This is a genomic window from Sphaerisporangium rufum (genome assembly GCF_016863395.1).
GTDB classification, from domain to species: domain Bacteria; phylum Actinomycetota; class Actinomycetes; order Streptosporangiales; family Streptosporangiaceae; genus Sphaerisporangium; species Sphaerisporangium rufum.
The window spans coordinates 1-26348 of sequence record NZ_BOOU01000046.1; the positions used below are offsets into that span (position 1 = coordinate 1).

Annotated in this window: 30 protein-coding genes; 13 read left to right on the forward strand and 17 right to left on the reverse strand. The window is 73.8% G+C overall.

Going from position 1 to position 26348, the window contains the following annotated elements; genetic code table 11:
- Nucleotides 1-178: 178 nt before the first annotated feature.
- A complete protein-coding gene (locus Sru01_RS15865; RefSeq protein ID WP_203985354.1) occupies nt 179-1387 on the reverse strand; it encodes a serine hydrolase domain-containing protein in 1209 nt (402 codons plus the stop codon).
- Between the two features lie 27 nt (nt 1388-1414).
- Nucleotides 1415-1933, reverse strand: a complete 519-nt coding sequence (locus tag Sru01_RS15870; protein WP_203985355.1) for a MarR family winged helix-turn-helix transcriptional regulator — start codon at nt 1931-1933, stop codon at nt 1415-1417.
- Between the two features lie 61 nt (nt 1934-1994).
- Between Sru01_RS15870 and Sru01_RS15875 the strand changes: the two genes are divergently transcribed.
- Entirely contained in the window at nt 1995-3302 is a 1308-nt protein-coding gene (locus Sru01_RS15875) for an amidohydrolase family protein (protein ID WP_203985356.1), read from the forward strand.
- Nucleotides 3303-3454: 152 nt separating this feature from the next.
- Here the strand turns inward: Sru01_RS15875 and Sru01_RS15880 are convergent, their stop codons facing one another.
- The 5 genes from Sru01_RS15880 to Sru01_RS15900 form a co-directional block, all read right to left on the reverse strand.
- The gene (locus Sru01_RS15880) at nt 3455-4105 is read right to left on the reverse strand and encodes a MerR family transcriptional regulator (RefSeq protein WP_203985358.1); all 651 of its coding nucleotides are present in this window, start codon (nt 4103-4105) and stop codon (nt 3455-3457) included.
- A gap of 41 nt (nt 4106-4146) precedes the next feature.
- Nucleotides 4147-4962, reverse strand: a complete 816-nt coding sequence (locus Sru01_RS15885; protein ID WP_203985359.1) for an SAM-dependent methyltransferase — start codon at nt 4960-4962, stop codon at nt 4147-4149.
- Nucleotides 4963-5099: 137 nt separating this feature from the next.
- Nucleotides 5100-6095 (reverse strand): phosphotransferase, encoded by a 996-nt coding sequence (locus tag Sru01_RS15890; RefSeq protein WP_203985360.1) that lies wholly within the window; start codon nt 6093-6095, stop codon nt 5100-5102.
- 87 nt (nt 6096-6182) lie between these two features.
- Entirely contained in the window at nt 6183-6866 is a 684-nt protein-coding gene (locus Sru01_RS15895) for a DNA alkylation repair protein (protein ID WP_203985361.1), read from the reverse strand.
- Nucleotides 6863-7573, reverse strand: a complete 711-nt coding sequence (locus tag Sru01_RS15900) for a TetR/AcrR family transcriptional regulator (RefSeq protein ID WP_373869520.1) — start codon at nt 7571-7573, stop codon at nt 6863-6865. The genes Sru01_RS15895 and Sru01_RS15900 overlap by 4 nt, the downstream gene beginning before the upstream one ends.
- Before the next feature lie 554 nt (nt 7574-8127).
- Here Sru01_RS15900 and Sru01_RS15905 point away from each other — a divergent pair.
- Nucleotides 8128-9408 carry a hypothetical protein gene (locus Sru01_RS15905; RefSeq protein WP_203985363.1) on the forward strand — a complete coding sequence of 427 codons (1281 nt, stop codon included), beginning with the start codon at nt 8128-8130 and terminating at the stop codon, nt 9406-9408.
- Nucleotides 9409-9505: 97 nt separating this feature from the next.
- Here the strand turns inward: Sru01_RS15905 and Sru01_RS15910 are convergent, their stop codons facing one another.
- Nucleotides 9506-9868: a YciI family protein gene (locus Sru01_RS15910; RefSeq protein ID WP_203985365.1), complete on the reverse strand. Its 363-nt coding sequence runs from the start codon at nt 9866-9868 to the stop codon at nt 9506-9508.
- Nucleotides 9869-10036: 168 nt separating this feature from the next.
- Here Sru01_RS15910 and Sru01_RS15915 point away from each other — a divergent pair, with 168 nt between their 5' ends.
- The 3 genes from Sru01_RS15915 (at nt 10037) to Sru01_RS15925 (ending at nt 12485) form a co-directional block, all read left to right on the forward strand.
- Complete coding sequence (locus Sru01_RS15915; RefSeq protein ID WP_203985367.1) at nt 10037-10426, forward strand: GntR family transcriptional regulator; 390 nt, start codon at nt 10037-10039, stop codon at nt 10424-10426.
- A complete protein-coding gene (locus Sru01_RS15920) occupies nt 10423-11346 on the forward strand; it encodes an ABC transporter ATP-binding protein (protein WP_239137469.1) in 924 nt (307 codons plus the stop codon). Before Sru01_RS15915 ends, Sru01_RS15920 begins: the two co-directional genes overlap by 4 nt.
- A 176-nt stretch (nt 11347-11522) precedes the next feature.
- Nucleotides 11523-12485: an ABC-2 membrane transporter-related protein gene (locus Sru01_RS15925; RefSeq protein WP_203985369.1), complete on the forward strand. Its 963-nt coding sequence runs from the start codon at nt 11523-11525 to the stop codon at nt 12483-12485.
- Nucleotides 12486-12509: 24 nt separating this feature from the next.
- On the opposite strand, the gene Sru01_RS15930 is transcribed toward Sru01_RS15925, so the two are convergent.
- On the reverse strand, nt 12510-12725 hold the full coding sequence (locus Sru01_RS15930; protein ID WP_203985370.1) for a DUF397 domain-containing protein: 216 nt from the start codon (nt 12723-12725) through the stop codon (nt 12510-12512).
- Nucleotides 12716-13537 (reverse strand): helix-turn-helix domain-containing protein, encoded by an 822-nt coding sequence (locus Sru01_RS15935; RefSeq protein WP_203985372.1) that lies wholly within the window; start codon nt 13535-13537, stop codon nt 12716-12718. Before Sru01_RS15935 ends, Sru01_RS15930 begins: the two co-directional genes overlap by 10 nt.
- A 226-nt stretch (nt 13538-13763) precedes the next feature.
- On the opposite strand from Sru01_RS15935, the gene Sru01_RS15940 reads away from it, so the two are divergent.
- Entirely contained in the window at nt 13764-14210 is a 447-nt protein-coding gene (locus tag Sru01_RS15940) for an ATP-binding protein (protein ID WP_203985374.1), read from the forward strand.
- Between the two features lie 8 nt (nt 14211-14218).
- The gene (locus Sru01_RS15945) at nt 14219-14920 is read left to right on the forward strand and encodes a pentapeptide repeat-containing protein (RefSeq protein WP_203985375.1); all 702 of its coding nucleotides are present in this window, start codon (nt 14219-14221) and stop codon (nt 14918-14920) included.
- 59 nt (nt 14921-14979) lie between these two features.
- Here Sru01_RS15945 and Sru01_RS15950 read toward each other — a convergent pair whose 3' ends face one another.
- A complete protein-coding gene (locus tag Sru01_RS15950; protein ID WP_203985377.1) occupies nt 14980-15336 on the reverse strand; it encodes a hypothetical protein in 357 nt (118 codons plus the stop codon).
- A 140-nt stretch (nt 15337-15476) separates the two neighbouring features.
- Between Sru01_RS15950 and Sru01_RS15955 the strand changes: the two genes are divergently transcribed.
- Nucleotides 15477-16304: an ATP-grasp domain-containing protein gene (locus Sru01_RS15955; RefSeq protein WP_239137470.1), complete on the forward strand. Its 828-nt coding sequence runs from the start codon at nt 15477-15479 to the stop codon at nt 16302-16304.
- A 1-nt stretch (nt 16305) separates the two neighbouring features.
- Here Sru01_RS15955 and Sru01_RS15960 read toward each other — a convergent pair whose 3' ends face one another.
- Together Sru01_RS15960 and Sru01_RS15965 are read right to left on the reverse strand one after the other, a co-directional pair.
- Complete coding sequence (locus Sru01_RS15960; protein WP_203985381.1) at nt 16306-16962, reverse strand: flavin reductase family protein; 657 nt, start codon at nt 16960-16962, stop codon at nt 16306-16308.
- Nucleotides 16963-17391: 429 nt separating this feature from the next.
- On the reverse strand, nt 17392-17736 hold the full coding sequence (locus tag Sru01_RS15965; protein WP_203985382.1) for a hypothetical protein: 345 nt from the start codon (nt 17734-17736) through the stop codon (nt 17392-17394).
- Between the two features lie 148 nt (nt 17737-17884).
- On the opposite strand from Sru01_RS15965, the gene Sru01_RS15970 reads away from it, so the two are divergent.
- The 4 genes from Sru01_RS15970 to Sru01_RS15985 all read left to right on the forward strand — a co-directional run bounded on the left by Sru01_RS15970 (nt 17885) and on the right by Sru01_RS15985 (nt 21496).
- Entirely contained in the window at nt 17885-18634 is a 750-nt protein-coding gene (locus Sru01_RS15970; protein ID WP_203985384.1) for a GntR family transcriptional regulator, read from the forward strand.
- Nucleotides 18635-18896: 262 nt separating this feature from the next.
- Nucleotides 18897-19517: a GNAT family N-acetyltransferase gene (locus tag Sru01_RS15975; protein ID WP_203985386.1), complete on the forward strand. Its 621-nt coding sequence runs from the start codon at nt 18897-18899 to the stop codon at nt 19515-19517.
- Between the two features lie 130 nt (nt 19518-19647).
- Nucleotides 19648-20328, forward strand: a complete 681-nt coding sequence (locus Sru01_RS15980; RefSeq protein WP_203985388.1) for a copper homeostasis protein CutC — start codon at nt 19648-19650, stop codon at nt 20326-20328.
- 1 nt (nt 20329) lies between these two features.
- Nucleotides 20330-21496, forward strand: coding sequence for a DUF6986 family protein (locus Sru01_RS15985; RefSeq protein ID WP_203985390.1), 1167 nt, complete (start codon nt 20330-20332; stop codon nt 21494-21496).
- 130 nt (nt 21497-21626) lie between these two features.
- Here Sru01_RS15985 and Sru01_RS15990 read toward each other — a convergent pair whose 3' ends face one another.
- Nucleotides 21627-22931 (reverse strand): FAD-dependent oxidoreductase, encoded by a 1305-nt coding sequence (locus Sru01_RS15990; protein ID WP_203985392.1) that lies wholly within the window; start codon nt 22929-22931, stop codon nt 21627-21629.
- Nucleotides 22932-23146: 215 nt separating this feature from the next.
- Between Sru01_RS15990 and Sru01_RS15995 the strand changes: the two genes are divergently transcribed.
- Entirely contained in the window at nt 23147-24895 is a 1749-nt protein-coding gene (locus Sru01_RS15995) for a proline--tRNA ligase (protein WP_203985394.1), read from the forward strand.
- 120 nt (nt 24896-25015) lie between these two features.
- Here the strand turns inward: Sru01_RS15995 and Sru01_RS16000 are convergent, their stop codons facing one another.
- From Sru01_RS16000 to Sru01_RS16010, 3 genes are all read right to left on the reverse strand, one after another.
- Nucleotides 25016-25207: a DUF4236 domain-containing protein gene (locus Sru01_RS16000; protein ID WP_203985395.1), complete on the reverse strand. Its 192-nt coding sequence runs from the start codon at nt 25205-25207 to the stop codon at nt 25016-25018.
- A gap of 122 nt (nt 25208-25329) precedes the next feature.
- The gene (locus Sru01_RS16005) at nt 25330-25737 is read right to left on the reverse strand and encodes a ferritin-like domain-containing protein (RefSeq protein WP_239137472.1); all 408 of its coding nucleotides are present in this window, start codon (nt 25735-25737) and stop codon (nt 25330-25332) included.
- Nucleotides 25734-26285: a hypothetical protein gene (locus Sru01_RS16010; RefSeq protein WP_239137473.1), complete on the reverse strand. Its 552-nt coding sequence runs from the start codon at nt 26283-26285 to the stop codon at nt 25734-25736. The genes Sru01_RS16005 and Sru01_RS16010 overlap by 4 nt, the downstream gene beginning before the upstream one ends.
- Nucleotides 26286-26348 lie beyond the last annotated feature (63 nt).

Consider the following 26348-nt stretch of genomic DNA (forward strand, 5'->3'; position numbering starts at 1 on the left):
CCGAACGCAGCGCGCGCGGAGCGCGCGCCAAAAAACACTGCGCGCATGAGCCGACTCCCCACCGCTCACCCACCCCGGGGGTCTGTAGCTTGACCGGCCGCTCACCCGCCCCGGGGGTCGGTCGCTTGATCGGCCGTCCATCCGTCCTGCCGAGCCGCACGCCCCGGCCGCTTCCCCGTCATTGAACACAGCCGTAAACGGCGTCGGCCAGTTCGTAGGCGCGCAGGTCGCCGGCGGCGCCGCGGGCCATCCGGTTCATGACGTGGGCCATCGCCAGGCCGTGCCGCGGGTCGCCGAGGCCGAGCGAGCCGCCGAGCCCGGTGTGGCCGAAGGCGGTCGCGGCGCCCGCGGGCGGGGCCGGGAACATCGCGGACGGGCGCAGGTAGCCGAGGGCGAAGGAACTGTCGATGAGCAGCACCCGGTCGGGGCCGGCGACGCGGGGGCGCAGGGCCTCCGCCAGCGTCTTCTCCGGCACCAGGACGCCCCCGATCAGGTCGCGGTAGAAGCCGGCGAGGCCGCGGGCGGTGGTGACGAGGCCCATGGCGGGCCAGCCGGCCCGCAGCGCCAGGGGGTGGTTGCCGCCGCCCTTCAGCCGGGCCAGGCTCGGGTTGCCGGTGGCCCGGTTCATCAGGCTGCCCGGGTCGGTCATGGCGGCGAACAGCGCCCGCGCCAGGTCCGCGGGCGGGGTGCCGCCTCCCGGCCCGTCCTTGCGTGGCGCGGGCTCGGCGGGCGGGGTGCGGCCGCCGGAGCGGTCGCCGGCCGACAGTAGGGCGGCGCGCGCGGCGACGTCGTCCGGGGCGCCGACCCACAGTTCCAGGTCGCGTGGTCCGGCGATCCGGCCGGCGACGAACTCGCCGACGCCGCCGCCGGTCAGCCGGCGCACGATCTCGCCGGCCAGGAAGCCGAAGCTGAGCGCGTGGTAGCCGTGCGCGGTGCCCGGCTCCCACAGTGGCGCCTGGGCGGCCAGCCGGGCTGCGATGGCCGGCTGGTCCTCGTACTCCTCGACCGGCACGGGATCCTCGATGGCCGGCAGGCCGGCCTGGTGGCTGAGCACCTGTTCCAGGGTGACGCGGTCCTTGCCGCGCGCCGCGAACTCCGGCCATATCCCGGCGACCGGGGCGTGCGGGTCGGCGAGCCCGTCCTCGATGAGCATGAGCAGCACGGTCGCGGTGACCGCCTTGGTGCAGGAGTACGCGAGCGCGGGGGTGCCGCGCTCCCAGGGCCGGCCGGTGTGCCGGTCGGCGACGCCGCCCCACAGGTCGACCACCGGTTCGCCATGCAGGTGGACGGCGAAGGAGGCGCCCAGCTGGCGGCCGTCGGCGAACTGGCGCTCGAAGACCTCGCGCACGCGGGCGAACCGGGGGTCGCAGTGGCCCTGGGTGATCATCTACCGGCCCTTCGGGGGTGGGATGGGTCAGCGCGGGCGGGGCCGGCCGGCGGCGAGCAGCACCTCGCGCAGCGCGTCGGCGGCCCGCCGGACGACGTCGTCGGGGACGCCGGCCATCGCGGCGGCGTGCGCGCGGCCGGAGGCGGCCAGCGCCGTCTCGGTGACGCGCAGCCCGTCTTCGGTCAGCCGCACCCAGCGGCTGCGGCCGTCGGCGGTGTTGGCCGCCCGCTCCACATAACCGGCCTTGGCCAGCCGGTGCAGGACGTTGCTGGTGCCTCCCGAGGTGAGGAACAGCGACCGGGTCAGCTCGCTGGGCCGCAGCCGGTACGGCGCTCCTGCCCGGCGTAGCGCGGCGAGCACGTCGAATTCGGCGTAGGTGAGCCCGAGGTCGGCCAGTTCGGCGCGGGTCTCCCGTTCGAACAGGCCGCCGATCCGGGAGACGCGCTTGCTCAGTTCCAGGCCGGCGACCAGCCCGGCGGGTAGGCCGGCCCACCCGGGCACCAGCGCGTCGACCTCGTCGCGGCCCGCCTGTCCGTCCTGCTGCACGCCCTCAGGTTACCGGTGCGCATTTGTCTTTTCGTAAAGCTTTCTAGTAAGTTATCGGCTCATGGCAACCGCATCCCCTCTCCTGCTGCGCGGCGGGCTCCTCATCGACACCGATCCGTACCCGGCCGTTCTCGGCCCGGGTGACCTGCTGGTGGAGAACGGCGCCATCGCCGCCGTGATCCCCGCCGGCGACGACCGGCCGGCGGCGCCACCGGGCACCGAGGTCATCGACGTGACCGGCCGGCTGGTGCTCCCCGGCTTCGTCGACACCCACCGGCACACCTGGCAGGCGGGGATCCGGGCGATCGCCCCGGACATCGACTTCCCGGGATACCTGCGGCGCGTGCTCGGCGAGCTCGCCCCCCGCCACCGGCCGCAGGACGCCTACGCGGGCACGCTGGCCGGCGCGCTGGAGTGCCTGGACGCCGGGATCACCACGCTGGTCGACTGGTCGCACATCCACCGCACCCCCGAGCACACCGCCGCCGTGGTGGGCGCGCTGCGCGAGGCCGGGATCCGGACGGTCTTCGGTTACTGCTACGGCGCGGACGGCGACCTGGCGGCCCTGGCGGCGGAGGGGCGCCGGGTCCGCCGGGAGCACTTCGGCGCGCCGGACCCGCTGATGTCGATGGCCATGGCGGCGCTCGGCCCGGAGATCGCCGGCGAGGAGCGGGCCGTGGCCGAGTGGCGGCTCGCCCGCGACCTCGACCTGCCGATCACCGTGCACATGGGCGGGCACGGGGCCGAGAGCGCCGAACGGGGACTCGGCCTGCTCGCCCGGCACGGCCTGCTCGGCCCGCGCACGACCTACGTGCACCCCAACTTCTACACCGGCGACGCGCTCGGCCGGATCGCCGGCAGCGGCGGATCGGCGTCGGTGTCCCCGCTGATCGAGGCGGAACTCGGCATCGGTCACCCGGCCACCGGGCGGGCGCGGGCGCGCGGCGTGCCCACCGGCCTCGGCGCGGACACCGTCACCGCGGGGCCCGGGGACATGTTCAGCCTGATGCGGGCCGCGTACACGCTGGAACGGGCCCGCCCGGAGCGGGCCGGGGCCGGCTTCACGACCCGTGACGCGCTGCGGATGGCCACGATCGAGGGCGCCGAGGCGGCCGGCCTGGCGGATGTCACCGGCTCGCTGCGCCCAGGCCGGCAGGCCGACCTGGTGGTGCTGCGGATGGACGGCCTCGGCCAGACGCCGGCGCACGACCCGATCGGCGCCGTCGTGCTCTCCGCCGACACCCGCGCGGTCGACACGGTGATCGTCGCCGGCCGGGTCGTCAAGCGGGACGGACGGCTGTGCCACCCGGGGCTGCCGGCCGCCCTCGCCGCGCTCGCCGGCTCGGCCGCCCACCTGGCGGCCGCCTGATAGGGCCCGGCGTTTGACAGGGTCCGGCGCTGACAGGGCCCCGCCTGACAGGGCCGCGCGCCGGTCAGCGGCGCGGGCGCGGCGGCCGGCGGTCCGCGGCGCTTCGCGGCCCGGCGGCGGCCGGCGCGGTCGGCGGCCGGCGGTGGGGCCGGTCAGCCGGCCGGCGCGGCGGGGTGACCGGAGGTGTGCCTGCGGGCGGATTCGCTCTCATGGGCGATCCGGCGCAGCACGTCCAGCACCTTGCCGTACAGCACCGTGCCCACCACCAGCGACTCCACCGCCGCCTCCCGGGGCCCGGACACCGAGTCCATCTCGCGCTCGCGCGCGAACCGGGCGACGTGCTCGGCGTAGGGGCGCAGCTTCTCGACCGACGCCGGCCGGCCGAGCCGGTCCAGCCGTACCAGCACCTGGGCCAGCTCGGCCCGGGTGGGCGCCTCCGGGGTCACCTGCCAGCCCAGCTCGCCGATGAGCGCGTCGACCAGGGCCAGCGCCTCCCGGTGCCGGTCGTCGTCCGCGGCCGCCTCGACCGGCGTGGCCAGCGCGTAGTGGGCCGTGCCGAGCATCTCGTGCACCGGCATGGTCTCGTCCTCCACCGCGGCGATGATCTGCCTGATCGCGGTGACCGGCACGCGGCCGACCTCCAGCAGCGCGCGGATGAGCCGCAGCCGGCGAAGGTGGGCCTCGCCGTACTCGGCCCGGGTGGCGGCGGTCTGCTCGCCGGGCTGCAGCAGCCCTTCCCGCAGGTAGTACTTGATCGTGGGGATCGGCACGCCCGAGGCCGCGCTGAGCTGGGATATCCGCATGGCGCGATCCTACTGGATAACGTCACTATCCAATAATTCGATCAGGCAGGGCCGGCCGGAACCAGGCCCACGCCGCCGAGCAGGCCGCCGGTCGACGGGTCGCCGGCCGGCGCGACCTCCGGACGCCAGGCGCCGACGTGCACCACCCCCGGCTCCACCAGCTCCAGCCCGGAGAAGAACCCCTCGATCGCCCGCCGGTCGCGCAGCGCGAGCGAGTCCCTGGTGCGCCGGTACACGTCGCTCAGCTCGCCCACCCCTTCCTCGGGGACGTCACCGGGGAAGGCGTGCGAGAGCACCAGGGCGCCGCCGGTGGGCAGCCCGTCGCGCAGCTGCGCGACGATGCCGGCCGCCTCCTGGTCGTCGGCGATGAAGTGCACGATGGCGCAAAGGATCACGGCGTACGGCCGGGTGGTGTCGAGGTGGCCGCGCACCGTCGGATGCTCCATGATCGCCTTGGGGTCGCGCAGGTCGCCTTCGATGACGACCGTCCGCGGGTTGTCGGCCAGCAGGGCGCGGGCGTGCGCCAGCACGATGGGGTCGTTGTCGACGTACACCACCCGGGCGTCCGGATGGGCGGCCAGTGCCACCTGGTGGACGTTCTCCCGGGTCGGCAGCCCGGTGCCGATGTCGAGGAACTGGTCCATCCCGGCCTCGGCGAGCATCCGGACCGCCCGGCCGAGGAAGGCGCGGTTCTCCTGGGCGACCTGCCGGACCTCGGGGAAGAGCCGCAGCACCTTGTCGGCGGACTCGCGGTCGACCGCGAAGTTGTCCTTCCCGCCGAGGTAGTAGTCGTACATCCGGGCCACGCTGGGCGTCCGAGTGTCCACCCCGGGGGGAACGTTCTCGGGCTCGCTCATCCATGCCCCTCTCACACCGGAGACGTCACCTGCCGCGATCACCACACTCTCTCCATGAATATAACTGAAAGCAATGAAATATTTGATCATGTCCGCCATAGGACACCGGAGCGGCATGCGGCGCTCCGAAACCGCTCTTACCGGATGGCGATCCCGGTAAGCGAGGCCAGCGTGCCCGTCAGGCACGTCCAGGCGAACTCGGTGTCCCTCGTCCGAGCGTGCGGCGCGCGGAAGTCGGCGAGAAACGCGGCCACATCGTCCAGCGTCCAGCGCAGCCGGTAGAACTCCAGGGCGCCGGCGTCCGGGACCCGGCCGGCCGCGTCGGCGTACCGCGCCAGGTCCTCGGCGGTCTCGGCCACCAGCCACAGATCGCGCTCGGGCACCGCCAGCCCGACGGTGTCCCAGTCGATGAGCAGCGGCCGCCCGCCGGTGCGCAGCACGTTGCCCGGATGAGGCTCGCCGTGCGTGACCACCGGGCCGGGGCCCGCTCCGGCGAGCTCCCCGGCCCGGCGGTCGAACTCGGCGAGCCGCCCGCGCAGCGCGGGCCACTGCTCGGCGAGGAGGGCACGGGCCGGCTCGGCGAACGGGCCGCCCTGCCACGGGCGGCCCGTCGCGCGCACCGCCTCGGCCAGTGCGGCGCGGGACGCCGGAACCGTCGCGGCGACCGGTACGCCCTCCGGGGGCGCCGCCCGGTGCAGCGCGGCGAGCAGGTCCAGGACGGCGCCTCGATCGGCCGGGGAGAGCGTCTCGCCGAAGTCGCCGGCCGGGGCGTCCACGAACGGGAACACGCTGAGCGCGTAGCGGTCGCCGAGCCGATGCACCGTGCGGCCGTGGCCGGTGCGCAGCGGGGCCACCGCGAAGTCCAGCCCGGCCTCGTTCGCCAGCGACCAGGCGGTGTCCATGGCCCGGGTCAGCCCCCGGTACGCGGCGTCCGCGCCGGAGCCCAGGTAGCCCTTGCGCGGCAGGTCGGCGACCGTGAGGAACCATCGGCGGCCGCCTTCGTCGGCCGCGGTCCAGTGGTGGTCGCCGAAGCCGGCCGGGGTGTGCGCCACCGAGACGGCGGCGACCCCCCACTCGGCGGCCAGCACGCGCGGCAGCGCCGCCTCGTCGAAATCCTCCGGACGCTCTCGCATGCCGGGACGGTACCGAGGGGTGACCTGCTCCGGCAGCCGGTTTTCCATGCCCGCGATCATGCGGTCAGGGCGGACCGGCGGTCCCGGTCAGGAGACCGGAAGGTTCTTCAGCGCCTCCCGGCGGCTGAGGCCGGTGATGCCCTTGTGGTCCACATACCGGACGACCTCCTGCGGCGCGGTCCTGGCGTACTCGCGCAGCGCCCAGCCGATCGCCTTGCGGGCGAAGAAGTCGGTGTCCGACAGGCTCGGCTCGATGCACGCGTACAGCAGCCCGGCGTCGGTGCGGCCCATGAAGGAGTTCTGGCAGAGGATCGCGGCGCGCCGCCGCCACAGGTCGGCGTCGCCGGCCCACTCAAGCATCAGCGGGCGCATCGTGTCGGGGAAGGCCCGCAGCAGCGCGCCGACCCGGTTGACCGCCAGATCGTCGACGTAGTCCCACCAGGCGCCGGTGACGATCATCTCCTCGTACATCGGCACGGTGTAGAGGGTCTGGAAGTCCCGGTAGTAGCGGAACGCCGACAGCTCCATCGCGGCGTACCGCTCCTCGCGGTACTCGGCGTCCCGCCACAGCGCGAGCACCGCGCGGCGCCACGCCGGCGCCGTGCCGATGCGGTGCTCGGCGAGCACCCTGCGCAGCGCGGCCCGCCGGGGCATCGCCCGCACGCCGAGGAACGGCATCGACGACTTCATGTACGCCTGCATGGCGGGGGCCTTGGCCGGGTCGGCCACCTCGGCCAGTGCCGCCCGCACGGCCTGGTGCAGCGGGGTCATGGCTGCCGGCTGGCCCGATCTCCGGTCGCCAGGCCGTCGAAGAGCACCGTGATGTAGTGCTCGGCGAGCCCGGCGGTGTCCAGCCGCCCGTCGGGCCGGAACCACCGGACGCTCACCCAGATGGTGTCGCGGATCATGCGGTAGGTGAGCTTGGGGTCGACGTCCGGGCGGACCTGGCCCTCGGCCTGCCCTCGCCTGATCTGCTCCACCCAGATGCGCTCGACCTCGTCCTCGGCCTGGACCAGGTAGGCGAAGCGGTCGCCGGGCAGCGAGCACAGGTAGTTCCAGTCGTTCTGCATCACGGTGATGGCCGCGCGGTGCGGTTCCAGGACGCCGAACCCGATGCGGACCATGGCGGCCAGCGTGGTGCGCGCGTCGTCCTGCCGGTCCAGCGCCGCGCGGTAGCGCCCGATGAGGTCGTCGAGGAAGGTCGAGAGCACCTCGTCGACGATCGACTCCTTGGAGTCGAAGTGGTGGTAGAGGCTGCCGGACAGGATGCCCGCCTCGTCGGCGATCTGCCGCACCGTGGTGGCCTGGAAACCTTTGCGCGCGAAGAGGTCGGCGGCCAGCCGGACCAGGTGGTCGCGCCGCTCGGACGCCGGCCCCGGCACGGCGGCCCGCCGCCCGCCGCCCGGCCGCCGGGGTGCCCCGGGGTCACGCGGACCGGCTCCCGTCTCCGCGACGCCGCCGCTCTTCCGCGTCTTCACGCCCCCCATTATGGCCTCCGTGCCATCGCCTGCCCGCCCCCGGCGCCGGGCGGGTCGCCGGCCACGGCCGGCGCCGTTCAGCCCGCCGAACGCCCGGCCGGGACCCGCCGGATCCGCTGCCGGCCGTCCGCCCGCCGCCGCGCGCCGACGATGGTACTCCTGGCGCCCGTCCGCCGCAGCCCGGTGCCGCCGGGTGCGGCGGCGGGCCGGGCCGTGACTTCCAGACCGCTTCTTTCTTTCGCCGCGCGTGGAGTGCATGGAGTGTTCGGAGCGCGGGTGAACGACCGGATCACCGGTCCGTCGACGTTCGACGTGGCGGTCGCCGGATTACTACCGGCGTGAATTCATCAGATAGCACGACCGATAGCGCCAAAGAGGGTGGAACAGATCATGGCGCCGAGGGCCTGCTGCTACCGTCACCGGCGGCAGCCGTTCGAGAACCGGGCCGGGACCGGGGTTTCGGGCCTCGTGCGGCGCCTGTCGGGCAGGTGTGCTCGGCCGGATTTCGCCTGCCGCCGAGCCTCCTGATATTCAGCGTTGAACGGAGGAATCGGGTGAAGCGTCCCAAACGCGTGCTCGTAACCGTGGTGGCCGCCGGTCTGCTCGCTTCATGCGGGGAAGGCCCAGGAAACGAACCGGCGGCGTCACCACCCGAGGTCCGTACCGGTGCCGCGGCACCGGCGCCGTCCCCCTCTCCAAGTCCCACCGGGCCGAGAACGCGGCTGTCGGTACCGAGCCTCTATGACACCTCCCGCGGCTGGGAGTCCGATCTGCCGGGAACTCAGATCCCGCTGCCGCACTCCGGGGCGGTCGCCGTCTTCCGGGAAGGCGGCCGCAACGACGGCACCTTCACCGTCCTCGACGTGACCAGCGGCAAGGTCTCATGGAAGGCCGATCTGAAAGGCCCGGGCATCGTGTCGGCGTTCGCGATCTCCGTCCAGGGAGTGGACTACCTGGTCGCCACCGCCTCCGGCGCCGAAGGCGCCGACGTGGTCAGCAAGGGCCGGGAGATCACCACGATCGACATCTACGCCGGCCGGGCCACCGGCGACGACGTGGCCCCGCTCCGCCATCTCGAACTGGACGGCGACGGCTCGGTCGGCAACGGCGGCGGCGGCCTGCTGGCGACGTTCGACGACGACGTGGTGATGACGGTGGATCCGGCCACCGGCGCGACCGAGAAGTACGACCTGAGGAAGATGAAGCCGCCGGCCGGTGAGTGCAAGCTGTGCTTCGGCTCGACCAAGGCCGTTGCGGTCACTTCGCGCGGGCCGCTGCTGTCGGTCAAGTCAGGCTTCCGCCACCACTACTGGGTGCCGGGAGCCTGGCGGAGCGGAACTCTCACCACCGGCCGCCCTGAGCAGACCTTCATCACCCCGGTCGGGGACCTGCTCGTCGCGACGTGGCGCGACAAGGGCGCGCGCGATGACACCTGGGCCGTCCTGGACCCCGCCACCGCGAAGGTGCGCGCCAAGGTCGAGTGCGCGGCGGATCAGGAGGCGGGCGAGATCAAGGGGTTCTTCCGCTCCGCCGGCGGACGTTACCTGGTCCGGGGCTACACCGCCTTCGACCTGGAGAAGGGCACCGGCCACTGCTTCGAGGAGACCGACCGGGACAAGCCGGTCCTGCTCACCGGGGTGACCGATGACGGAGTCGCCTTCGGTACCGGCGCCTCGACCGCCGAGCAGGCCGATCCGCGGGTGACCGTCGACCTCGCCACCGGGCAGGTCGAGCTCGCCGACTACATCGTGGCCCCCTTCGGGGACTACTCGGGATACGGCCTGTTCTGGGAGGACTCCACCGACACCATGGTCGCCTACCCGCGCGTCGGCTGACCGGTGACCGCCGAGCCGGCCGTCCCGGTGCCGGCTCGGCGGTCGCCGTCTCCGGCGGGGCCGGCCCGCCCGCGAGCGGGTCGCCCTCCGGACTCGTCTAGGGAAGATGATCGCCGGGAACGCCCTGGAACGGGCGCACCTCGACCGGCAGGGTGGTGGCCCGGGCGAGCCTGTCCGCCCACTCCAGCGCGGCGTCCAGGTCGGGTGCCTCGATGATGGTCAGCCCGCCGACGTGCTCCTTGCCCTCGGTGTAGGGGCCGTCGGTGATCAGCGGCTCGCCGTCCCGGACCCGGACCACGGTCGCGGTGTCCGCCTCGTGCAGGCCGCCGCCGAACACCCAGACGCCCGCGGCCCGGGCGTCGGCGTTGAACGCCGTCACCTCACGCATGATCGGCTCCAGCACCTCCGGCGCGGGCGGGCCGCCGTCCGGCTGCTGGATGGCGAGCAGGTAGTGCTTCATCGCGCGATCTCCTCTCCGGGTGACGGGGCCCGGCCGGCGCCGGGCCCTCCACCCTCTACACGAACGCCGGCCCGCCGGATCGACACCTCGCCGCCGCCCGGCTTGACGGCGCACGCTATCGACCATAATTATTTCACTACTCGATTAGTGAAAGGGTGATGGAGGACGATGGACTTCCATCTGGACCGCGGCTCCGGCGTGGCGACGTACCTGCAGCTCGTCCAGCAGGTGAAGCACGCCCTCCGCCTCGGCCTGCTGCGGCCGGGCGACCAGCTGCCCACCGCCCGCGAGGTGGTGGCGAAGCTCGCCATCAACCCCAACACCGTGCTCAAGGCCTACCGGGAGCTGGAGCGCGAGGGGCTGGTCACCGCGAGCCCGGGCATGGGGACGTTCGTCCGCCGCGGCCTCGGCGGCGCCTCCCCGGCGGTGCAGGCCCGGCTGCGGGAGCGGCTCGCCGGCTGGGTGTCCGACTGCCGGGCGGCCGGCCTGGACCACGAGGACATGGCGGCGCTGGTCGCCTCGGTGCTGCCCGGCCCGGCCCGCGAGGAGACCGCGTGACCGCCGGGCGCGTCGTGCGCCTGCCCGGCACGCCGGACACCCCGGCGGGTGGCGAGCCGGTCGCGCTGCAGACCTCCGGCCTCGGCCGGCGGTACGGGAGCACCTGGGCGCTGCGCGACTGCACGCTGGCGGTCCCGGCCGGCCGGGTGACCGGCCTCGTCGGGCCGAACGGCGCGGGCAAGACGACGCTCATGCATCTGGTCGCCGGCCTGATCGCTCCCACCGAGGGCGCGGTGCGGACCGAGGGCGGGGCCGCCGGGCGCAACGAGACCTCCTTCCTGGCCCAGGACAAGCCCCTCTACGAGGGGTTCACCGTGGCCGAGACCCTGCGGCTCGGCCGCGTGCTCAACCGGGTCTGGGACGAGGGTCCGGCCCGGCACCGGCTGGCGGAACTCGGCATCCCGCTCGACCGGCGGGTGGGCCGGCTGTCCGGCGGCCAGCGCACCCAGGTCGCGCTCACCCTGGCCCTGGCCCGGCGCCCGCGGCTGCTCGTGCTGGACGAGCCGCTGGCCGACCTCGACCCGCTGGCCCGGCACGACGTCATGCGGACCCTGATGGCGGCGGTCGCCGAGGCCGGTCTCACCGTCCTGCTCTCCTCGCACGTGGTCGCCGACCTGGAGGGCACCTGCGACCGGCTGATCGTGGTCAATCGCGGGCGGCTCCAGCTCAGCGGCGACATCGACGACCTGCTGGCCGGCCACCGCCTCCTCACCGGCCCCGCCGAGGAGGCCGGCGCGCTCGCCGCCCGGGTGCCGGTGATCGCCCGGGAGACCGCCGGCCGGCAGGCGAGCCTGCTGGTCCGCGGCGGCCCGCCGCTCGCCGGCCCGCGCTGGACCACCCGGCCGGTGTCGCTGCCCGACCTGGTCCTCGCCTACCTCCGCGCCCCCGACACCACGACCGGTCCGGCCGGACCCCGGTGACCCGGGCCGCCCCCGATCGCGGTGCCGCCTGACGGTTCGACCTCTCCGTACCGGCGCGTACCCGCCTGCCGGACCGGTCCTGCGTCCGCTGCCGGGCCCGCCTTCGCCACGCCGTCGCGCCGCGGCCGGCCGGAAGCGCCCGGCCACCGCACCCCACCGAAAGGAAGCCCGCCACCATGATCTGGCTGACCTGGCGGCAGCACCGCGCCCAACTGCTCGTCACCGCCGGCCTGCTGCTCGTCCTGGGCGGCGTGCTGCTGGTCTCCGGCCTGCAGGCCGTCCGGTACCTCTCCGAGCACGCGCCGCCCGGTTGCCCGGGGCCCGCCGCCTCCTGCGGCGAGGTGAACTCCGCGCTCGCCGAGCGGTACCACGCGGTGTACCAGCTGTTCGGCTGGCTGCCGCTGGTCGCGCCCGGGCTGGTCGGCGCGTTCTGGGGGGCGCCGCTGCTCGGCCGCGAGCACGAGCGTGGCACCACCCGGCTGGCCTGGACCCAGGACGTGCCGCCCCGCCGCTGGCTGCTGGCCAAGCTCGGCCTGCTGGCCGCGGTGCTGGCCGGGGCCGGGCTCGCCCTGTCCGCGGTGATCACCTGGTGGCGCCGGGTGATGTACGCCGACGCGGGCGCCTCCGGGTTCGGCAACCTGGGCACCTTCAATCTGGTCGGTGTCGCCCCCGCCGCCTGGTGGGTGTTCGCCTTCGCACTCGGCGTGGCCGCCGGCGCGGTGCTGCGCCGCACCCTGCCCGCGATGGCCGTGGTCGTGGCCGGTGTCACCTTGGTCATGCCCGTGCTGCTGAACGCCAGCGACCATTACGCCGAGCCGGTGCGCGCGGTCACCACCGACTACGACGCGCTGGCCGGCCAGGACATCCGCCTGGTCCGCCAGACCTGGGTCACCCCGGCGGGCGCCGAGGCGGCCGCCCCGCCGGCCGGCGCCTGCCCGCGCGGCACCGACACCGGCCGCTCCGACCAGGCGCGGCGGGCGTACGAGCGGTGCCTGTTCGGCAAGGGCTACCGGCTGGCGGTCTACCACCACCCGCCGTCCCGCTTCTGGCGCTTCCAGCTCACCGAGGCCGCCATCCTCCTGCTGGCCGCCACCGCCCTGGCCTCCCTCGCCCTTACCACGACCCGCCGCCGCCACTGAATCGCGAGGGCCGGCGGGACGGCTCTACCGACCGGCGGACGCGGTGAACGAGTGTGCGCCTTGGGCGGCGCTGAGGAAGGGGAGCCAGTTCGCTCGCGGGCAGGAGATCGGGGGGCGGGTGCGGTCCTTGGAGTCACGTAGGAGCACCGTGCCGGGCAGGTTGGTCGCCACCTCCACGCAGTGGCCGCCGTCGGAACCGGAATGCCGTGATTTGCGCCAATGTGCGCAGTTCAGGTCCATTTCCTCGCCGCTTCCTCGATGGCCTTCAACGACATGTGACGTGGATAGGCTTCGGTCCGAATGGCGTCATAGCGCTTGACGAGCTGCGCCACGGTCTCTGGATCTTCTATGGTGCGGCCGCGGGGTGAGCAGTCCACATAGGCGGCACAGGGAGAATCATGTAGTTCCGCCAGGACGAACGCGCTGAGCAGTCCGCAGGTCGACTCGGCGCAGTACGGGACGACCTGGACGGTCACCAGCGGGTGACGTGCCCAGCCCAGAAGGTGATCGAGTTGCTCGCGCATTCCGGCCGGCCCACCTACCGGCCGATGGAGTACCCCCTCATCGATCAATGTGAAGATCGTGGCGGGTTGGGGGCGGGCGAGGACTGACAGACGTCGTACCCGCCCGTCGACCAGTTGCTCCGCCGACTCTTCGTCGACGCCGGGCTCGCCCGCCATGACGCGACGAGCGTAATCCTTCGTCTGGAACAGGCCAGGGATCAACAGGGGATCCCAGGTGTGGAGCGTGATCGCCTCCTGCTCGATGTCCAGCCAGGAACGGAAGTGCTCGGCGTCCGTCTCTCGCCGGGCGACGGCGCTCAGCCGGGTCAGCACGCCGTCCAGTTGCAGGGCCGCGTCGCATCTCTGGGCGAAAGCCTTCTCGGGGCGCCGAAGCCCGCGCTCCACCATGCCGACCATGCTGGTAGAGAAGACGATCTTGGCGGCCAGTTGCCGCTGGGTCAGCCGGGCGGCCTGGCGGTGGCGTCTCAGCTCGTAGCCGAAGAGCGCGAGGGGTGATGCCTCTGGATGCAACTCGATCGGTCGGGGCACCTCGTCCTCCTGGGCGGGAGCGGATGGGGCCGTGAACTCGGTGCTTCGAGACACAACTTCTGTGGTCGCGCTGTGTCATCGAATGACTCCGTATCGTATCGACATCCCGTCAGGATCGTAGGGCGATCTCACATTCCCGTACCCGGTGGTTCCGGCGACCCGAGCATCGCACTGAGATCGCTCGTGTCAGGTGCCACCCGGTCGTCGGCTGGAGAAGAGGGGTCAGATGCTGCCAACGCTGCTCGGGACGATCGACCTCATCGGAGTCCCGGAGTCCGTCGCGACGGCGCGGGCGTTCGTCCGGGAACGGCTCGGTCCGGCGGATCCCGTCCTGGACGAAGTGGTCCTGCTGGTGTCGGAGGTGGTCACCAACAGCGTGATCCACTCCGGTTCGCGGGACGGCGGCCCGGTCACGCTGGCACTGAGCAGAGTCGATGGCGCCGTGCACGTCGAAGTGCTCGATTGCGGGTCCGAGGACGGACCGCGCATCCGTGACGATCCACACGGGGAAGGTGGCAGAGGAATGATCCTGCTGGACGCGATCGCCGAGACATGGGGAGTCCATCGGGATCGCGGCGGTTCGCTCCTCTGGTTCGTCGTTGGTGTGCGTGAAGAGGGAAGTACGCCCGACAAGCTGGGCGGTGGGGCGGGGTTGTCGGGGGTGGGTGGTTGAATCGCGGGATGGATGTGGCGGAGGTTTTCGCGGGCGGGCGGGAGGTCGCCGGGGCCGACCTGGCGGGCATGGCGCTGACCGACGTGCTGCCCGAGGGTCCGCTGGTGTTCCGGGGGTGCGATCTCACCGGGGCGGACCTGACCGAGGCGAGCCTGGCGGAGACGCTGTTCGAGGGGTGCGTGCTCGATCGGGCCGACTTCCGGCGGGCGGACCTGGACGGGGCGCGGTTCGCCGGGGGTGGCGGCACCGGGATGCGGTTCGGCGACGCCGAGTTGATCGACGCGGTGTTCACCGACGTCGACCTGTCGGGGGCCGACTTCGCGAACACCCTGCTGACCGACGTCGCGTTCACCGGTTGCCGGCTGGTCGGGGCCAAGCTGTCCGGCTGCCGGGGCACCGGCTACACGATCTCCGGCAGCAACCTGATGCTGGCCGACCTGTTGGGATGCGGTTTCCGGGGCCAGGAGATCGACGGGGTGCGGTTCGACGAGGCGAACCTGGCCGGCTGTGACTTCACCAAGGCGGTGCTGACCGGCTGCCGGCTGATCCGGGCCCGGCTGGTGGACGCCCGGTTCGCCGGTGCCGACCTGCGCGGCGCCGACCTGGGCGAGCTCGACGACGGCGACCTGCGCCGGCTGCGGGGCGCGGTGATCAGCCGGGCCCAGGCGGCCGCGCTGGTCGCGGACCGGGGGCTGACGGTGCTGGACTGACCCTTGCGGTCAGGGGAAGAGCCGAACCCACCAGGAGGGGCTCATCCGCATCCGCACGGTCAGGCCAGGGCGTAGCACTCGACTTCGGCGCGGCGGTAGGTGATGCCGCTCGCCATGGAGGTGCGCAGGCACTTCTTCTCGGCCTCGCCGAGCTTGATCACGCCGCAGACGGTGATGCCGGCGTAGGTGCGGCAGTCCAGGGTGTCGCTGCGCGCGCCGACCACGTACCTGCGGCCGACCTCCGCCCGGCAGTCCCGGCGGGCCTGCGCGGTGTCGGCGTACCCGCACTGGCGGGTGAGGATGCGGTATTGGTCCGTGCTGACCGGCTGACGGTCGCCCGCCACCGGCGGGCCGCCGGTGAGGAGCGTCGCGAGTGTGGTCGTCGTGAACACGACGACCGTCGTGATCCATTTCATGACTACCCCCCGTCGCTGGGTTCTTACCCATGCCGGAGGTAAGCGAAGAATCCCGGTCGGGTGGCGCCGGGAAGATCGGCGAGCCGGCGGCCGCCCGTACGATGCTCTCTGGTGTTTCGCCGGATATGGGAGGAGAAGCGGTGAAGGTCGCTTATGTGTCGTACGACGGGCCGGACGACGACCGGGAGGTCCTGCTCGCCGCCTGGCGGGCGGCCGGGCTGTCGGCGACGGCGGAGTATTGGGCCGACCCGGCGGTCGATTGGGCGGGCTTCGACGCGGTGGTGCTCCGCTCGCCGTGGGACTACATCTTGCGCCGTGCGGATTTCGTGGCCTGGGCGCACCGGACGGCGGCGGTGACCCGCCTGCTCAACCCGGCCACGGTGGTGGAGCGGAACACCGACAAGATCTACCTGCGTGATCTGGCCGATCGGGGTTTCCCGATCGTTCCGACGCACTGGTGCCACCCTGGAGAGCCGGCGTCGGAACTTCCCGACCACTCCGAGTACGTCGTGAAGCCCACGATCTCGGCGGGAGCACGCGACACCGTGCGCACCGCCGACCGGGCCGCCGCCGAGGCGCACGCGGCCGCGCTGACCGCGGCCGGCCGGGTGGCGATGGTGCAGCCCTATCTCGACATGGTGGAGACCGAGGGCGAGCTCTCGCTGATCTACCTGGGCGGCCGGTTCAGCCACGCCCGCCGGCGCAACGCGATGCTCGCCCGCGGGGAGCGCCCGGCCAACCACGCCGGCACCGTGGAACGGCGGCCGGACCAGGGACAGCTGGAGCTGGCCGGCCGGCTGCTCGCCACGGTGCCCGAGCCGCTGCTGTACGCGCGGGTGGACCTGGTGCGGCTGCCGGACGGCCGGCCGGCGCTGATCGAGTTGGAGCTGACCGAGCCGTACCTCTACCTGAGCACCACGCCGGGCGCCGCCGAACGGCTGACCGAGGCCCTGCTCGGCCTGCTGTGAATCACGGCCGGTCGCCGAGCCGGCCGTACGACCCGCGGAAGTAGACCAGCGGCCCGTGGTCGGCGTGCGCCTCCAGGGCGAGCACCCGGGCGACCACGATGACATGGTCGCCGGCCGGGTGCTCGTCCCGCACGGCGCAGTCGATCCAGGCGATGGCGTCCTCGATGAGCGGGTGCCCGCCCGGGGAGGGCCGCCAGCGGATGCCGGCGAACCGGTCCTCGGCGCGCGAGGCCAGCGCCCGGCTGACGTGCTCCTGGTGCTCGGCCAGCACGTTCACGCACAGCCGCCCGGCCGCGCGCAGCCGGGGCCAGGTCCGGCTGGTGCGCGAGACGCAGAACGACACCAGCGGCGGGTCGAGCGACACCGAGGTGAAGGAGTTCGCCACCAGGGCGCGCGGCGCGCCGTCCGCCGGGTCGATCGCGGTGATCGCGACGATGCCGGTGGCGTAGCGGCCGAGCACGTTCTTGAAGTGCCGCGGCTCGATCTCCACCGGCGGGCGCGCGGCGGGCAGCGGCGGCAGCGGCGGGGGCGGCACCGGCGGGAAGGCCGGGGCGCCGAGCGCCGGCCCGGGGACGGCCGGCCGGAGGGTGCGCGGAGGACGGCCCTGGGCGGCCGCGGCTCCGGGTGACACGATCGGCCGCGCCGCGTGGGAGCTCATCGACGTCCTCGCCTCCTCGGTGGGCACCTGCCGGCCCGGGGCCCGCGTGGCGAGAGCCGCCCCGCGGAAAGCCGGTCAGCGTTCGGTCCGGCTTCACCAGCATGCGACTTCAACGGCGGTTGAGGTCAAGACCTTCCCGGCCGCCTCGAGAAGTGATCCTGGCCACGTTCCGCCCACGGGGCGAGTACGCGCAGGTGAGGGGGCGAAGGGCCGGAGACCGGCGGGCGCGCGGGTGGGGAGGCTGCGGAGGCCCGCCGGCCGGACCGGGAGGCGCGGCCCGGGCTCGCCGGGGCGCCTTGACGGTCGTCATGATCTGGATGGAACGTGATAACGGAGGTGTCCTGGCGGGCGTGGGGGACCCGCCAGGACATCCTCCGCCCCGGCGCGACGTGTCAGGACCCCGGCGAGGGTTGGGGTCCTGGACGTCGTTTACCGCACGGAGTCTGTGGGGTGCCGGTCGGCGGAGCCGGGTGCTCCTGGGCGGGAGTCCTCCGATCCGACCGGCCCGCGGAGCCGGCGCTTGAGCAGCCGGGCGGCACCGGCGGGATCCGCCGCCGGGTGGGTGACGGTCAGGCCGTCCTCATCCCAGACGAACGTCCCTTTCCTGCACCAGACGGTCAGCTCGGTGGTGACCGACAGCACGGACATGCCGTTTCCGCTGCTCTGGTAGGTGTGAGTGAACCCCTCCCGATGCAGCGCGTAGCGCAGTAGACGCGTTGCCTCGCGAGGGTCGTGCCAGGGCAGATACGGCGTGCCCGCTCGAACCGCCAGCACAGGCCCTCACCTCTCACCGGCTCTTTGATGGATTTGTACCAACGTTTGGATAATGCGGGGTGGAGACGCTTGGGTCAAGGGGTTGTTTGCTGTCAGATCGAGATCGTCTAGATTCGTAGGTACAAAAGGACGGAACCGTAGGTGAGATTTGGCTCGGTCGACGCTGTACCAGCAGGTGGCCGGCGAACTGCGCAGAGCGATCTACTCGGGTGAGCTCGCGCCGGGCGCCCAGCTGCCCACGGAGATGGACCTCATGGACAGCCATGAGGTCAGCCGGAACACGGTGCGGCTCGCGCTGGCCGAGCTGGAGAACGAGGGCCTGATCACCCGGATGCGCCGCCGCGGCAGTTTCGTCCGCGACCGGCGGGCCCTGCTCATGCGCCCGCAGGACGAGCTGAGCGCCGCGCCGGGGGTGCCGCGGCGGGAGGCGTTCGCCGAGGCCGTCACCAAGGAGGGGCGCAAACCCGGCCAGGAGATCGAGGTGTCGATCGTCTCGCCGCCGGAGGAGATCGCGGCCCGGCTGGAGCTGGAGGAGCACGCGGTCGCGGTGGTACGCCGCCGGCTCCGGTACGTCGACGACCAGCCGTACAACACCAACGACTCCTATTTCCCGCACACCCTGGTCCGCGACTCGGAGATCGCGCGCCCAGGGGACATCATCCGGGGGGCCAACCGCGTGCTGGAGGAGCTCGGCCACCGGCAGATCCGCGTGGTGGACGACATCGCCGCGCGCATGCCGACCCCCGAGGAGTCCTCACGCCTGCAACTGGAGCCGGGTACGCCCGTCCTGGTCTACGTGCGGGTCGGCTACGACCGCGAGGACACCCCGGTCCGGGTCGCGGTGTCGGTGCTGCCGTCCGACAAGCACCTCATCAGGTACGAGCTCGAACTGAGCTGACCTCGCGCGCCGGCGCGCGCTCGGGCTGAGCCGCGCGCCGGTGTCCGTCCCGCCCGCCCGCCCGTCCGCCGCAGGGGCACCCCGCCCCGGCCGGCCGGACGCCGCCGGGCCGGCGGCCGCCCGAGCCCCTCCTTTCACCCCGCCGCCGGCCCCGCCTCGGCGGCGGGCGCCGCTCGCGTCGGCCTTCACTGATAAGGCCGCGCGCCTCTCCTGGACACTCTCCGTGTCCGTTCCCCTACCTGCGGCGACGAAAGGATCCTCCATGCACTCCATCGCGATCCACCAGGCCCGTTCCCTCACGCTCCGTAACGCCACCCCCGACGACCTTCCCGGGGTGCTGGCCCTGCTGGCCGAGACGGCGGGCTGGCTGAACGAGCGCGGCATCCGCCAGTGGCCGGCCGGCGGGTTCCCGGCCGCCCGGATCGAGCCGCTGATCGCGGCCGGCGACCTGTACGTCCTGGACGACGCGGCGGGCGCGCCGGACCTGGCCGATGCGGCGGGCGGCGTCCGGGTCCCGGCCGCCACGGTGACCGTGGACGAGCACGCCGACCCCGAGTTCTGGCGGCGTGGCGATCACCCGGAGCTGGGCCTGTACGTGCACAAGCTGGCGGTCAAGCGCTCGCTGGCCGGCCAGGGCATCGGCGAGACCTTGCTGGACTGGGCGGCGCTGCGGGTGGCGGCGAGCGGCCGGCGCTGGCTGCGGCTGGACTGTTCCAAGGACAATCCGGGCCTGCAGCACTACTACCGCCGGCTGGGATTCCGGCACCTGCGCACGGTCGACCTGCCGCACCGGGCCTCGGGCGCGCTGTTCCAGCGGCCCGCCGACCTGGGCTCCCAGCCGGTCGTGCGGCACCGGCGGCGGTCCCGGCTGCTCGCTCGGTGATCTCTACAAATGTCCACTTACCTACCTGTCCGGGAGATTTCCCGCTTAGCCCACCAACCCCGGACAGGTAGGGGCCATTACCTGGTAGCGGTCCAACTCCGGACACTCCCGTCCGATACCCTCTGGAGCCATGACGGGATCGCTGCTCGAAGTGATCGCTCTCGACGTGCGCGACGCCGTGGCCGCGGAAAAGGGCGGCGCCGACCGGCTGGAGATCGTGTCCGAACCCGCGGCCGGTGGGCTCACCCCGGCGCCGGAGACGGTGGCGGCGATCGCCAAGGAGTCCGCGCTGCCGCAACTGGTCATGCTGCGCCCCAATTCGGGTTACACGGCCACCCCCGAGGAGCTCGCGGCTCTGGAACGTGACGCCCGCGCCCTGGCCGACGCCGGGGCCGCGGGATTCGTCTTCGGCTTCCTGGACGAGGCGGGCGCGGTCGACCTCGCGGCGACCGAGACGCTCATCCACGCGGTGTCCCCGCTGCCGTGGACCTTCCACCGCGCCGTCGACCAGGCCGCCGACGTCCAGGCGGCCTGGCGGGCGGTGCGCCTGCTGCCCAACCTCGCCACCGTGCTGACCTCCGGCCACCCATCGGGGATCGCGGCCGGCCTGCCGGTGCTCCGGTCCCGTGCCGAGGCCGGGGACGCGCCGCTCATCCTGGCCGGCGGCGGCCTGGCCCCGCACCTGGTGCCGCCGCTGATCGACTACGGCGTGCGCGCCTTCCACGTCGGCAGCCCGGTGCGCGAGTCGTGGTCGCAGCCGGTCGAGGTGGACCGGGTGCGCCGGTGGCGCGAGATCGTGGACGCGGCCTGACGTGCGGCTCACCTTCGGCGATCACCCGGTCCCCGGCTTCGCCGCCGCGTACGCCGAGCAGCTCCGGCGCTTCCCCGGCGGCCCGGCGGCCTGGCAGCCGGTGCACACCGTCTACGTCCCGGCCGACCGCTTCGACCGCGGCACCGTGCGGTCCTACGGGGACGCGGCGCTGGAGCTGCTGGACACCCATCTGCCCGCCGGGGCCGACCCGGCGCCGGTGTTCGGCCCGCTGCCCGCCGGGGTGCGGGAGCGGGTGGCGCGCAAGCTGGCCGCCGAGCCGGTCGAGGACCTGCGGATCGACTTCGAGGACGGGTACGGCGCCCGGCCGGCCGCCGAGGAGGACCGGCACGCCGTGGCGGCGGCCCGCGAGGTCGCCGCGATGCACGCCGCCGGCGGCCTGCCCCGGCGCTGGGGGCTGCGGGTCAGGTCGTTCGCCGACGGGGATCCCGAGCGGAGCCTGCGCACCCTGGACGGCTTCCTGACCGAGGTGACCGGTCGGGCGGGGACGCTGCCCGCCGGCCTGCGGATCACCTTCCCCAAGGTGCTCATGGAGGACTACCTGCGGCAGTTCGCCGGCTGGCTCGCCCGGCTGGAGGAGGGGCTGCGGCTGCCGGCCGGCACGCTGCGCTTCGAGATGCAGGTCGAGGCGCCGCAGACCGTCATGATGCTGCTGCGCTCGCCGGACCTGGCCGCCGGGCTGGACGGCCGGCTGGCCGCCGCGCACTTCGGCGTCTTCGACCACACCGCCGCCTGCGGCCTGCCGCCGGCCGAGCAGCGCCTGGACCACCCGGCCTGCGACCACGCCCGCGAGGTCACCCGGCTGGCGCTGGCCGGTACCGCGGTGGAGCTGTCGGACGGGTCGCTGGCCGCCGCGCCGGCCTCGACGTCGACCGCCGACGTGCACGCCCTGTGGCGGGCGCACGCCGCGCTGGTGCGGCACTCGCTGGCCAACGGCTTCTACCAGGGATGGGACATGCACCCCGCCCACCTGGTCAGCAGGTACGCCACCGTCTACGCCTTCCACCTGTCGGCCCGCGACGCCTACGCCGAGCGGGTGCGCGCCTTCCGGGAGCGGCGCGAGGTGGACGGGGTGCTGGACGAGCCGGCCACCGTGGCGGCGCTGGCCGCCGCGCTGCGCCGGGCCGGGCACGCCCTCGGCGAGCCCTGACCCGCCCCGCCGGGCCGCCGCCGCGGGAAACGGCGCCGCGGGAAACGGCGCGGGGACACGGTGCGGCGGGCGGCTCAGCCGGCGGCCCGGACGGACATCCCGCCGCCGGACGGGCCCAGGGGTACGCGGCTCAGCGGGGACGGCAGGCGGCGAACATGGCCGGACGGCCGACCAGCTTGACGTGCTCCCCGCGGCCGAGCGTGGCGGCCAGCGCCGCCTCGGCCGCCTCGATGGCCAGCCACTCGTCGTAGGTCACCGGGACCACGCCGCGCGCGGCCAGCAGGTCGTCCAGCCGGTCCAGCGGCCGCTCCGGGCGGGCGGCCAGGTCGGCGAGCAGCGTGCGGACCGTCTCGGCGGCGTCGGACTTGTTGGTGCCGATCACCCCGGTCGGGCCGCGCTTGAGCCACCCCGCCACGTACTGCCCCTCGGCGACCCGGCCGGCGACGTTCGGCACCGTCGAGGTCACCGGGTCGAACGGCACGTCCGGCAGCGGCACGCTCTGGTAGCCGACCGACCGCAGCACCATCCCGGCCGGGATCGTCTCGTACTCGCCGGTGCCGGTCACCCGGCCGTCGGCGAGCCGGGTGCGCTCCAGGCGGACCCCGGTCACCCGGCCGGTGCCGAGGATCTCCACCGGGCGCAGCCAGAACCGCACGTCCAGCCGCCGCGGCCGGCCGGCCGGCGGCCGCACCGCCCAGTCGCGCAGCACCTCGACGTTGCCGCGGGCCTGCCGGGACAGGCCGGCGGTGTCGCCGTCGCCGGCCTCCTCCGGGCGCACGGTGACGTCGCAGTTCGCCAGGTCGCCCAGCTCGCGCAGCTCCTTGAGGGTGAACTTGGCGTGCTCGGGGCCGCGGCGGCCGATCATGTGGATCCGTCGCACCTGGCTCTTGGCGAGCCGGTCCAGCACCTCCTGCGGGACGTCGGTGGCGCGCAGCTCCTCGGCGGTGCGGGCGAGCACGCGCACCACGTCCACCGCGACGTTGCCCACCCCGATCACCACGACGTCCGGGCTGTCCAGCGTGAACGTCTCCGGCGGCACGTCGGGGTGCCCGCAGTACCAGTTGACGAAGTCGGTCGCCGCGACGCTGCCGGGCAGGTCCTCGCCCGGCACGCCGAGCCGGCGGTCCACCATGGCGCCGGTGCAGTAGACCACCGCGTCATAGCAGCGGGCCAGCTCGCCGGCCGAGACGTCGGTGCCGAGCTCGACGCCGCCGAGGAAGCGCACCGCGGGCAGTTCCAGCACCCGGCGCAGGTATCCGGCGATGGACTTGATCGAGGTGTGGTCCGGCGCCACTCCGTACCGCACCAGCCCGTAGGGCGTGGGCAGCCGGTCCAGCACGTCGATCTCGACTGGCCCGCCGGCCTGTTTGGTCAGCGCCTCGGCGGTGTAGATGCCGGCCGGGCCCGATCCGACGATCGCCACGCGGAGCGACATGCGGCCTCCTTAGCGGGACCTCCGCCGGTCCCGCGGTGTCGTCCCCAGATTGTCGCGGATCGCGGGGCTCCCCGGCCAGCGGGACAGGCCGCCGCGTATCGGGAGATCCACCCGCGCCGGCCGCAGGCACCCCTTAATCCGGGGCGCCGTCCCCGCCGGAGTCGATAGCCTGTATACCTGTCCACCCCGCTCAACCCCGCGACCGAGGAGTAGCCGTGCTGCTGCGTATGTCCACCCTGTTCCTGCGCACCCTGCGTGAGGATCCGGCGGACGCGGAGGTCCCGAGCCACAAGCTGCTCGTCCGCGCCGGCTACGTGCGGCGCGTCGCCCCCGGCATCTACTCGTGGCTGCCGCTCGGCAAGATCGTCCTGGAGAACGTCGCCCGGGTGGTGCGCGAGGAGATGAACGCGATGGGCGGCCAGGAGGTGCTGTTCCCCGCGCTGCTGCCCCGCGAGTACTACGAGGCCACCGGCCGGTGGACCGAGTACGGCGACACGCTGTTCCGGCTCAAGGACCGCAAGGGCGCCGACTACCTGCTCGGCCCCACCCACGAGGAGCTGTTCACCGACCTGGTGAAGGGGGAGTACTCCTCTTATAAGGACTACCCGGTCGTCCTTTACCAGATCCAGACGAAGTACCGGGACGAGGCGCGTCCGCGCGCCGGCATCCTGCGCGGGCGCGAGTTCGTGATGAAGGACTCCTACTCCTTCGACCTGGACGACGACGGCCTCAAGCGCTCCTACGAGCTGCACCGCGAGGCCTACATCAAGATGTTCGACCGGCTCGGCCTGGACTACCGCATCTGCTTCGCGATGTCCGGTGCGATGGGCGGCTCGGCCTCGGAGGAGTTCCTCGCCCCCTGCCCCACCGGCGAGGACACTTTCGTCGCCTGCCACAACTGCGGGTACGCCGCCAACGCCGAGGCCGTGGTCACCCCCGCGCCGCCCGCGGTCACCGGCGAGCCGCCCGCCCTCACCCTGCTCGACACCCCCGACACCCCGACCATCGAGTCGCTGGTCGAGCTGGTCAACGACCGCTACGGCCTCGGCGTCACCGCGGCCGGCACGCTGAAGAACGTCGTCGTCAAGGTGCGCACCCCGGGGTCCGCCGAGACCGAGACCGTGGTGATCGGCGTGCCCGGCGACCGGGAGGTCGACCTCAAGCGCCTGGAGGCCGCGCTGTCCCCCGGCGTGCCGGAGATCTTCGAGGCCGCCGACTTCGCCCGCAACCCGGGCCTGGTGCGCGGGTACATCGGCCCGCAGGTGCTCAAGAAGCTCGGCATCCGCTACCTGGTCGACCCGCGCGTGACCCCCGGCTCCGCCTGGGTGACCGGCGGCAACGAGCAGGGCGTGCACGCGGCCGGCGTGGTGGCCGGGCGCGACTTCGAGCCGGACGGCACGGTGGAGGCGGCCGAGGTCCGCGCCGGCGACTCCTGCCCCCGGTGCGCCCATCCGCTGTCCATCGACCGCGGCATCGAGATCGGCCACATCTTCCAGCTCGGCCGCAAGTACGCCGACGCCGCCGGGCTGGACGCGCTCGGGCCGGACGGCAAGCCGATCCGGGTGACCATGGGGTCCTACGGCGTCGGGGTCTCCCGGCTGGTCGCGGTGCTGGCCGAGCAGCTGCACGACGGGCTCGGCCTGGTCTGGCCGCGCGAGGTGGCGCCCGCCGACGTGCACATCGTCGGCACCGGCAAGGAGAACCAGATCGAGGTGGCGCTGCGGCTGGCCGAGGAGCTGGCGGCCGGCGGGCTGCGCGTGCTGGTCGACGACCGGGCCGGCGTCTCACCGGGAGTGAAGTTCAAGGACGCCGAACTGCTCGGCGTGCCGACCATCCTCATCGTCGGTCGCGGGCTCGGCCAGGGCGTGGTGGAGGTGCGCGACCGCGTCACCGGCGCCAAGGAGGAGGTCCCGCTGGACGCCGCCGCCGAGCGGGTGCGCGCGGCGGCCGGCCGGGCCGGCTGAGGCATGGGAAAGGGGGGCTCGCCGCGGCGCTGCCCGGGAGCGGCGGGCCCCCCCTTGTTCCACGTACCGCGCCGGTCCAATCCGTGCGGCACGCGCATATGGTGTGCCGGGGTCACCGGCTCAGCCGCGACTGCTACCGAGGGTCTTCTTCCAGTGGAAGCCACCGGGCAGGTTCACGGTCAGGGTGCGCCGGCCGTCGGCGGTCTTGGTGACCCGGAAGCCACGCCCGCCGTAGCTGTGTCCCACACCGCTCCTGGAGAGGTTGAGACGGAACGGCCCCATCTTTACTGACTTTCGGTAACTCCAGCCCATCTGTTCCTCCGTGCTCTGCGGATGGAGCTCCAGCTACCCGCCAGCAGGCCGGCAAACGCGAAATCGGCCTCGAATCCCTTACCCCACCGCGCTTTTCGCGTTCCGCCCCGATCTCGCGTTTCTCAGAAACCGGGCAGCGCGTTGATCGGGGCCTGCCAGGTCAGCGAGCGGACGGTGGACTCCTGCATGGCGAGCGCGGCCAGCCGGCGCAGGGCGGCGTCGGGCACGGCGGCCAGCTCCAGGTAGGCGGCGGTGACCCGCTGCTCCACCAGGGCGGCCAGCCGGACCGCGTCGGTCTCGCCGGCGACCGGGAAGGGCGGCTCGTAGGCGGCGGCCGCCTCGGGCGGGGTGCCGCCGCGGGCGATGATCAGGCCGCGGAGCCGGTCGCGGCGGGCCCGGTGGGCGTCGAACGCCTCGCGCGCCGCGTCGCGCTCGCGGCCGCGGGTGCGCCCGCCGACGACGCCGTAGGCGTACACGGCGGTGTGCTCGGCGGCCAGCGCCGTGGCGAGGCCCCGCAGTGCGTCGATCATTGCACCTTCTTCAGGGCGACGGCGTGCGCGGCCTCGCAGGCGCCGACCGAGGCGAGCAGCTGGGCGAGCGAGGGGGACAGCCCGCCGATCTGACGGGGCCGGGCGGCGGCGGCCCGCCGCTCCAGGTCGCGCAGCATGCCGATGGTGATCTTCTCCGGCGCCGGCGACGCGGTGCCACCGGCCGGGCCGGGGGAGCCGGTGGCGGCCGGCGGAGTGGGCGGCGGGGTGGGCGGCGGGGTGGGCGGCGGGGTGGCGGCGCCCGGCGGCAGCCGCCGGCGCAGCTCCGCGATCTGCGCCTCGGTGCGCTGCAGGAAGGGCGCCAGCGCCGCCGCCGGCGCGGTGCCGGCCGCCGCGGCGGCCTGCCGGTACAGGGCCGCCAGGTGCTCCTTCTCGGCGATCACACCGGTCAGCAGCACCGTCTGCGGGTCCGGCGCCGGCGGCGCGGCGGGTGGCGCGGGCTCGCGCGTGGCACAGCCGGCCGCGGCCGCGACGGCACCGGCGGCGGTGCCGCGCAGCACCGCGCGCCGGGAAACGGCACGCTGGCGCACGGTTCCTCCGGTGAATGACGGCTTTTCGTCGCTGGGCACATAGCATCGTACGGCGCGTCACCC

What these genes read in the sequence shown, in the direction of transcription:
- Sru01_RS15990 (WP_203985392.1), bottom strand. Translation starts at nt 22,931, where the DNA reads ATGTCGCTCCGCGTGGCGATCGTCGGATCGGGCCCGGCCGGCATCTAC.
- Sru01_RS15915 (WP_203985367.1), top strand. Translation starts at nt 10,037, where the DNA reads ATGGACTTCCATCTGGACCGCGGCTCCGGCGTGGCGACGTACCTGCAG.
- Sru01_RS15890 (WP_203985360.1), bottom strand. Translation starts at nt 6,095, where the DNA reads ATGCGAGAGCGTCCGGAGGATTTCGACGAGGCGGCGCTGCCGCGCGTG.
- Sru01_RS15865 (WP_203985354.1), bottom strand. Translation starts at nt 1,387, where the DNA reads ATGATCACCCAGGGCCACTGCGACCCCCGGTTCGCCCGCGTGCGCGAG.
- Sru01_RS15875 (WP_203985356.1), top strand. Translation starts at nt 1,995, where the DNA reads ATGGCAACCGCATCCCCTCTCCTGCTGCGCGGCGGGCTCCTCATCGAC.
- Sru01_RS15975 (WP_203985386.1), top strand. Translation starts at nt 18,897, where the DNA reads ATGCACTCCATCGCGATCCACCAGGCCCGTTCCCTCACGCTCCGTAAC.
- Sru01_RS15930 (WP_203985370.1), bottom strand. Translation starts at nt 12,725, where the DNA reads ATGGACCTGAACTGCGCACATTGGCGCAAATCACGGCATTCCGGTTCC.
- Sru01_RS15885 (WP_203985359.1), bottom strand. Translation starts at nt 4,962, where the DNA reads ATGAGCGAGCCCGAGAACGTTCCCCCCGGGGTGGACACTCGGACGCCC.
- Sru01_RS15940 (WP_203985374.1), top strand. Translation starts at nt 13,764, where the DNA reads ATGCTGCCAACGCTGCTCGGGACGATCGACCTCATCGGAGTCCCGGAG.
- Sru01_RS15950 (WP_203985377.1), bottom strand. Translation starts at nt 15,336, where the DNA reads ATGAAATGGATCACGACGGTCGTCGTGTTCACGACGACCACACTCGCG.
- Sru01_RS15960 (WP_203985381.1), bottom strand. Translation starts at nt 16,962, where the DNA reads ATGAGCTCCCACGCGGCGCGGCCGATCGTGTCACCCGGAGCCGCGGCC.
- Sru01_RS15945 (WP_203985375.1), top strand. Translation starts at nt 14,219, where the DNA reads ATGGATGTGGCGGAGGTTTTCGCGGGCGGGCGGGAGGTCGCCGGGGCC.
- Sru01_RS16000 (WP_203985395.1), bottom strand. Translation starts at nt 25,207, where the DNA reads ATGGGCTGGAGTTACCGAAAGTCAGTAAAGATGGGGCCGTTCCGTCTC.
- Sru01_RS15895 (WP_203985361.1), bottom strand. Translation starts at nt 6,866, where the DNA reads ATGACCCCGCTGCACCAGGCCGTGCGGGCGGCACTGGCCGAGGTGGCC.
- Sru01_RS15880 (WP_203985358.1), bottom strand. Translation starts at nt 4,105, where the DNA reads ATGCGGATATCCCAGCTCAGCGCGGCCTCGGGCGTGCCGATCCCCACG.
- Sru01_RS16005 (WP_239137472.1), bottom strand. Translation starts at nt 25,737, where the DNA reads ATGATCGACGCACTGCGGGGCCTCGCCACGGCGCTGGCCGCCGAGCAC.
- Sru01_RS15925 (WP_203985369.1), top strand. Translation starts at nt 11,523, where the DNA reads ATGATCTGGCTGACCTGGCGGCAGCACCGCGCCCAACTGCTCGTCACC.
- Sru01_RS15980 (WP_203985388.1), top strand. Translation starts at nt 19,648, where the DNA reads ATGACGGGATCGCTGCTCGAAGTGATCGCTCTCGACGTGCGCGACGCC.
- Sru01_RS15910 (WP_203985365.1), bottom strand. Translation starts at nt 9,868, where the DNA reads ATGAAGCACTACCTGCTCGCCATCCAGCAGCCGGACGGCGGCCCGCCC.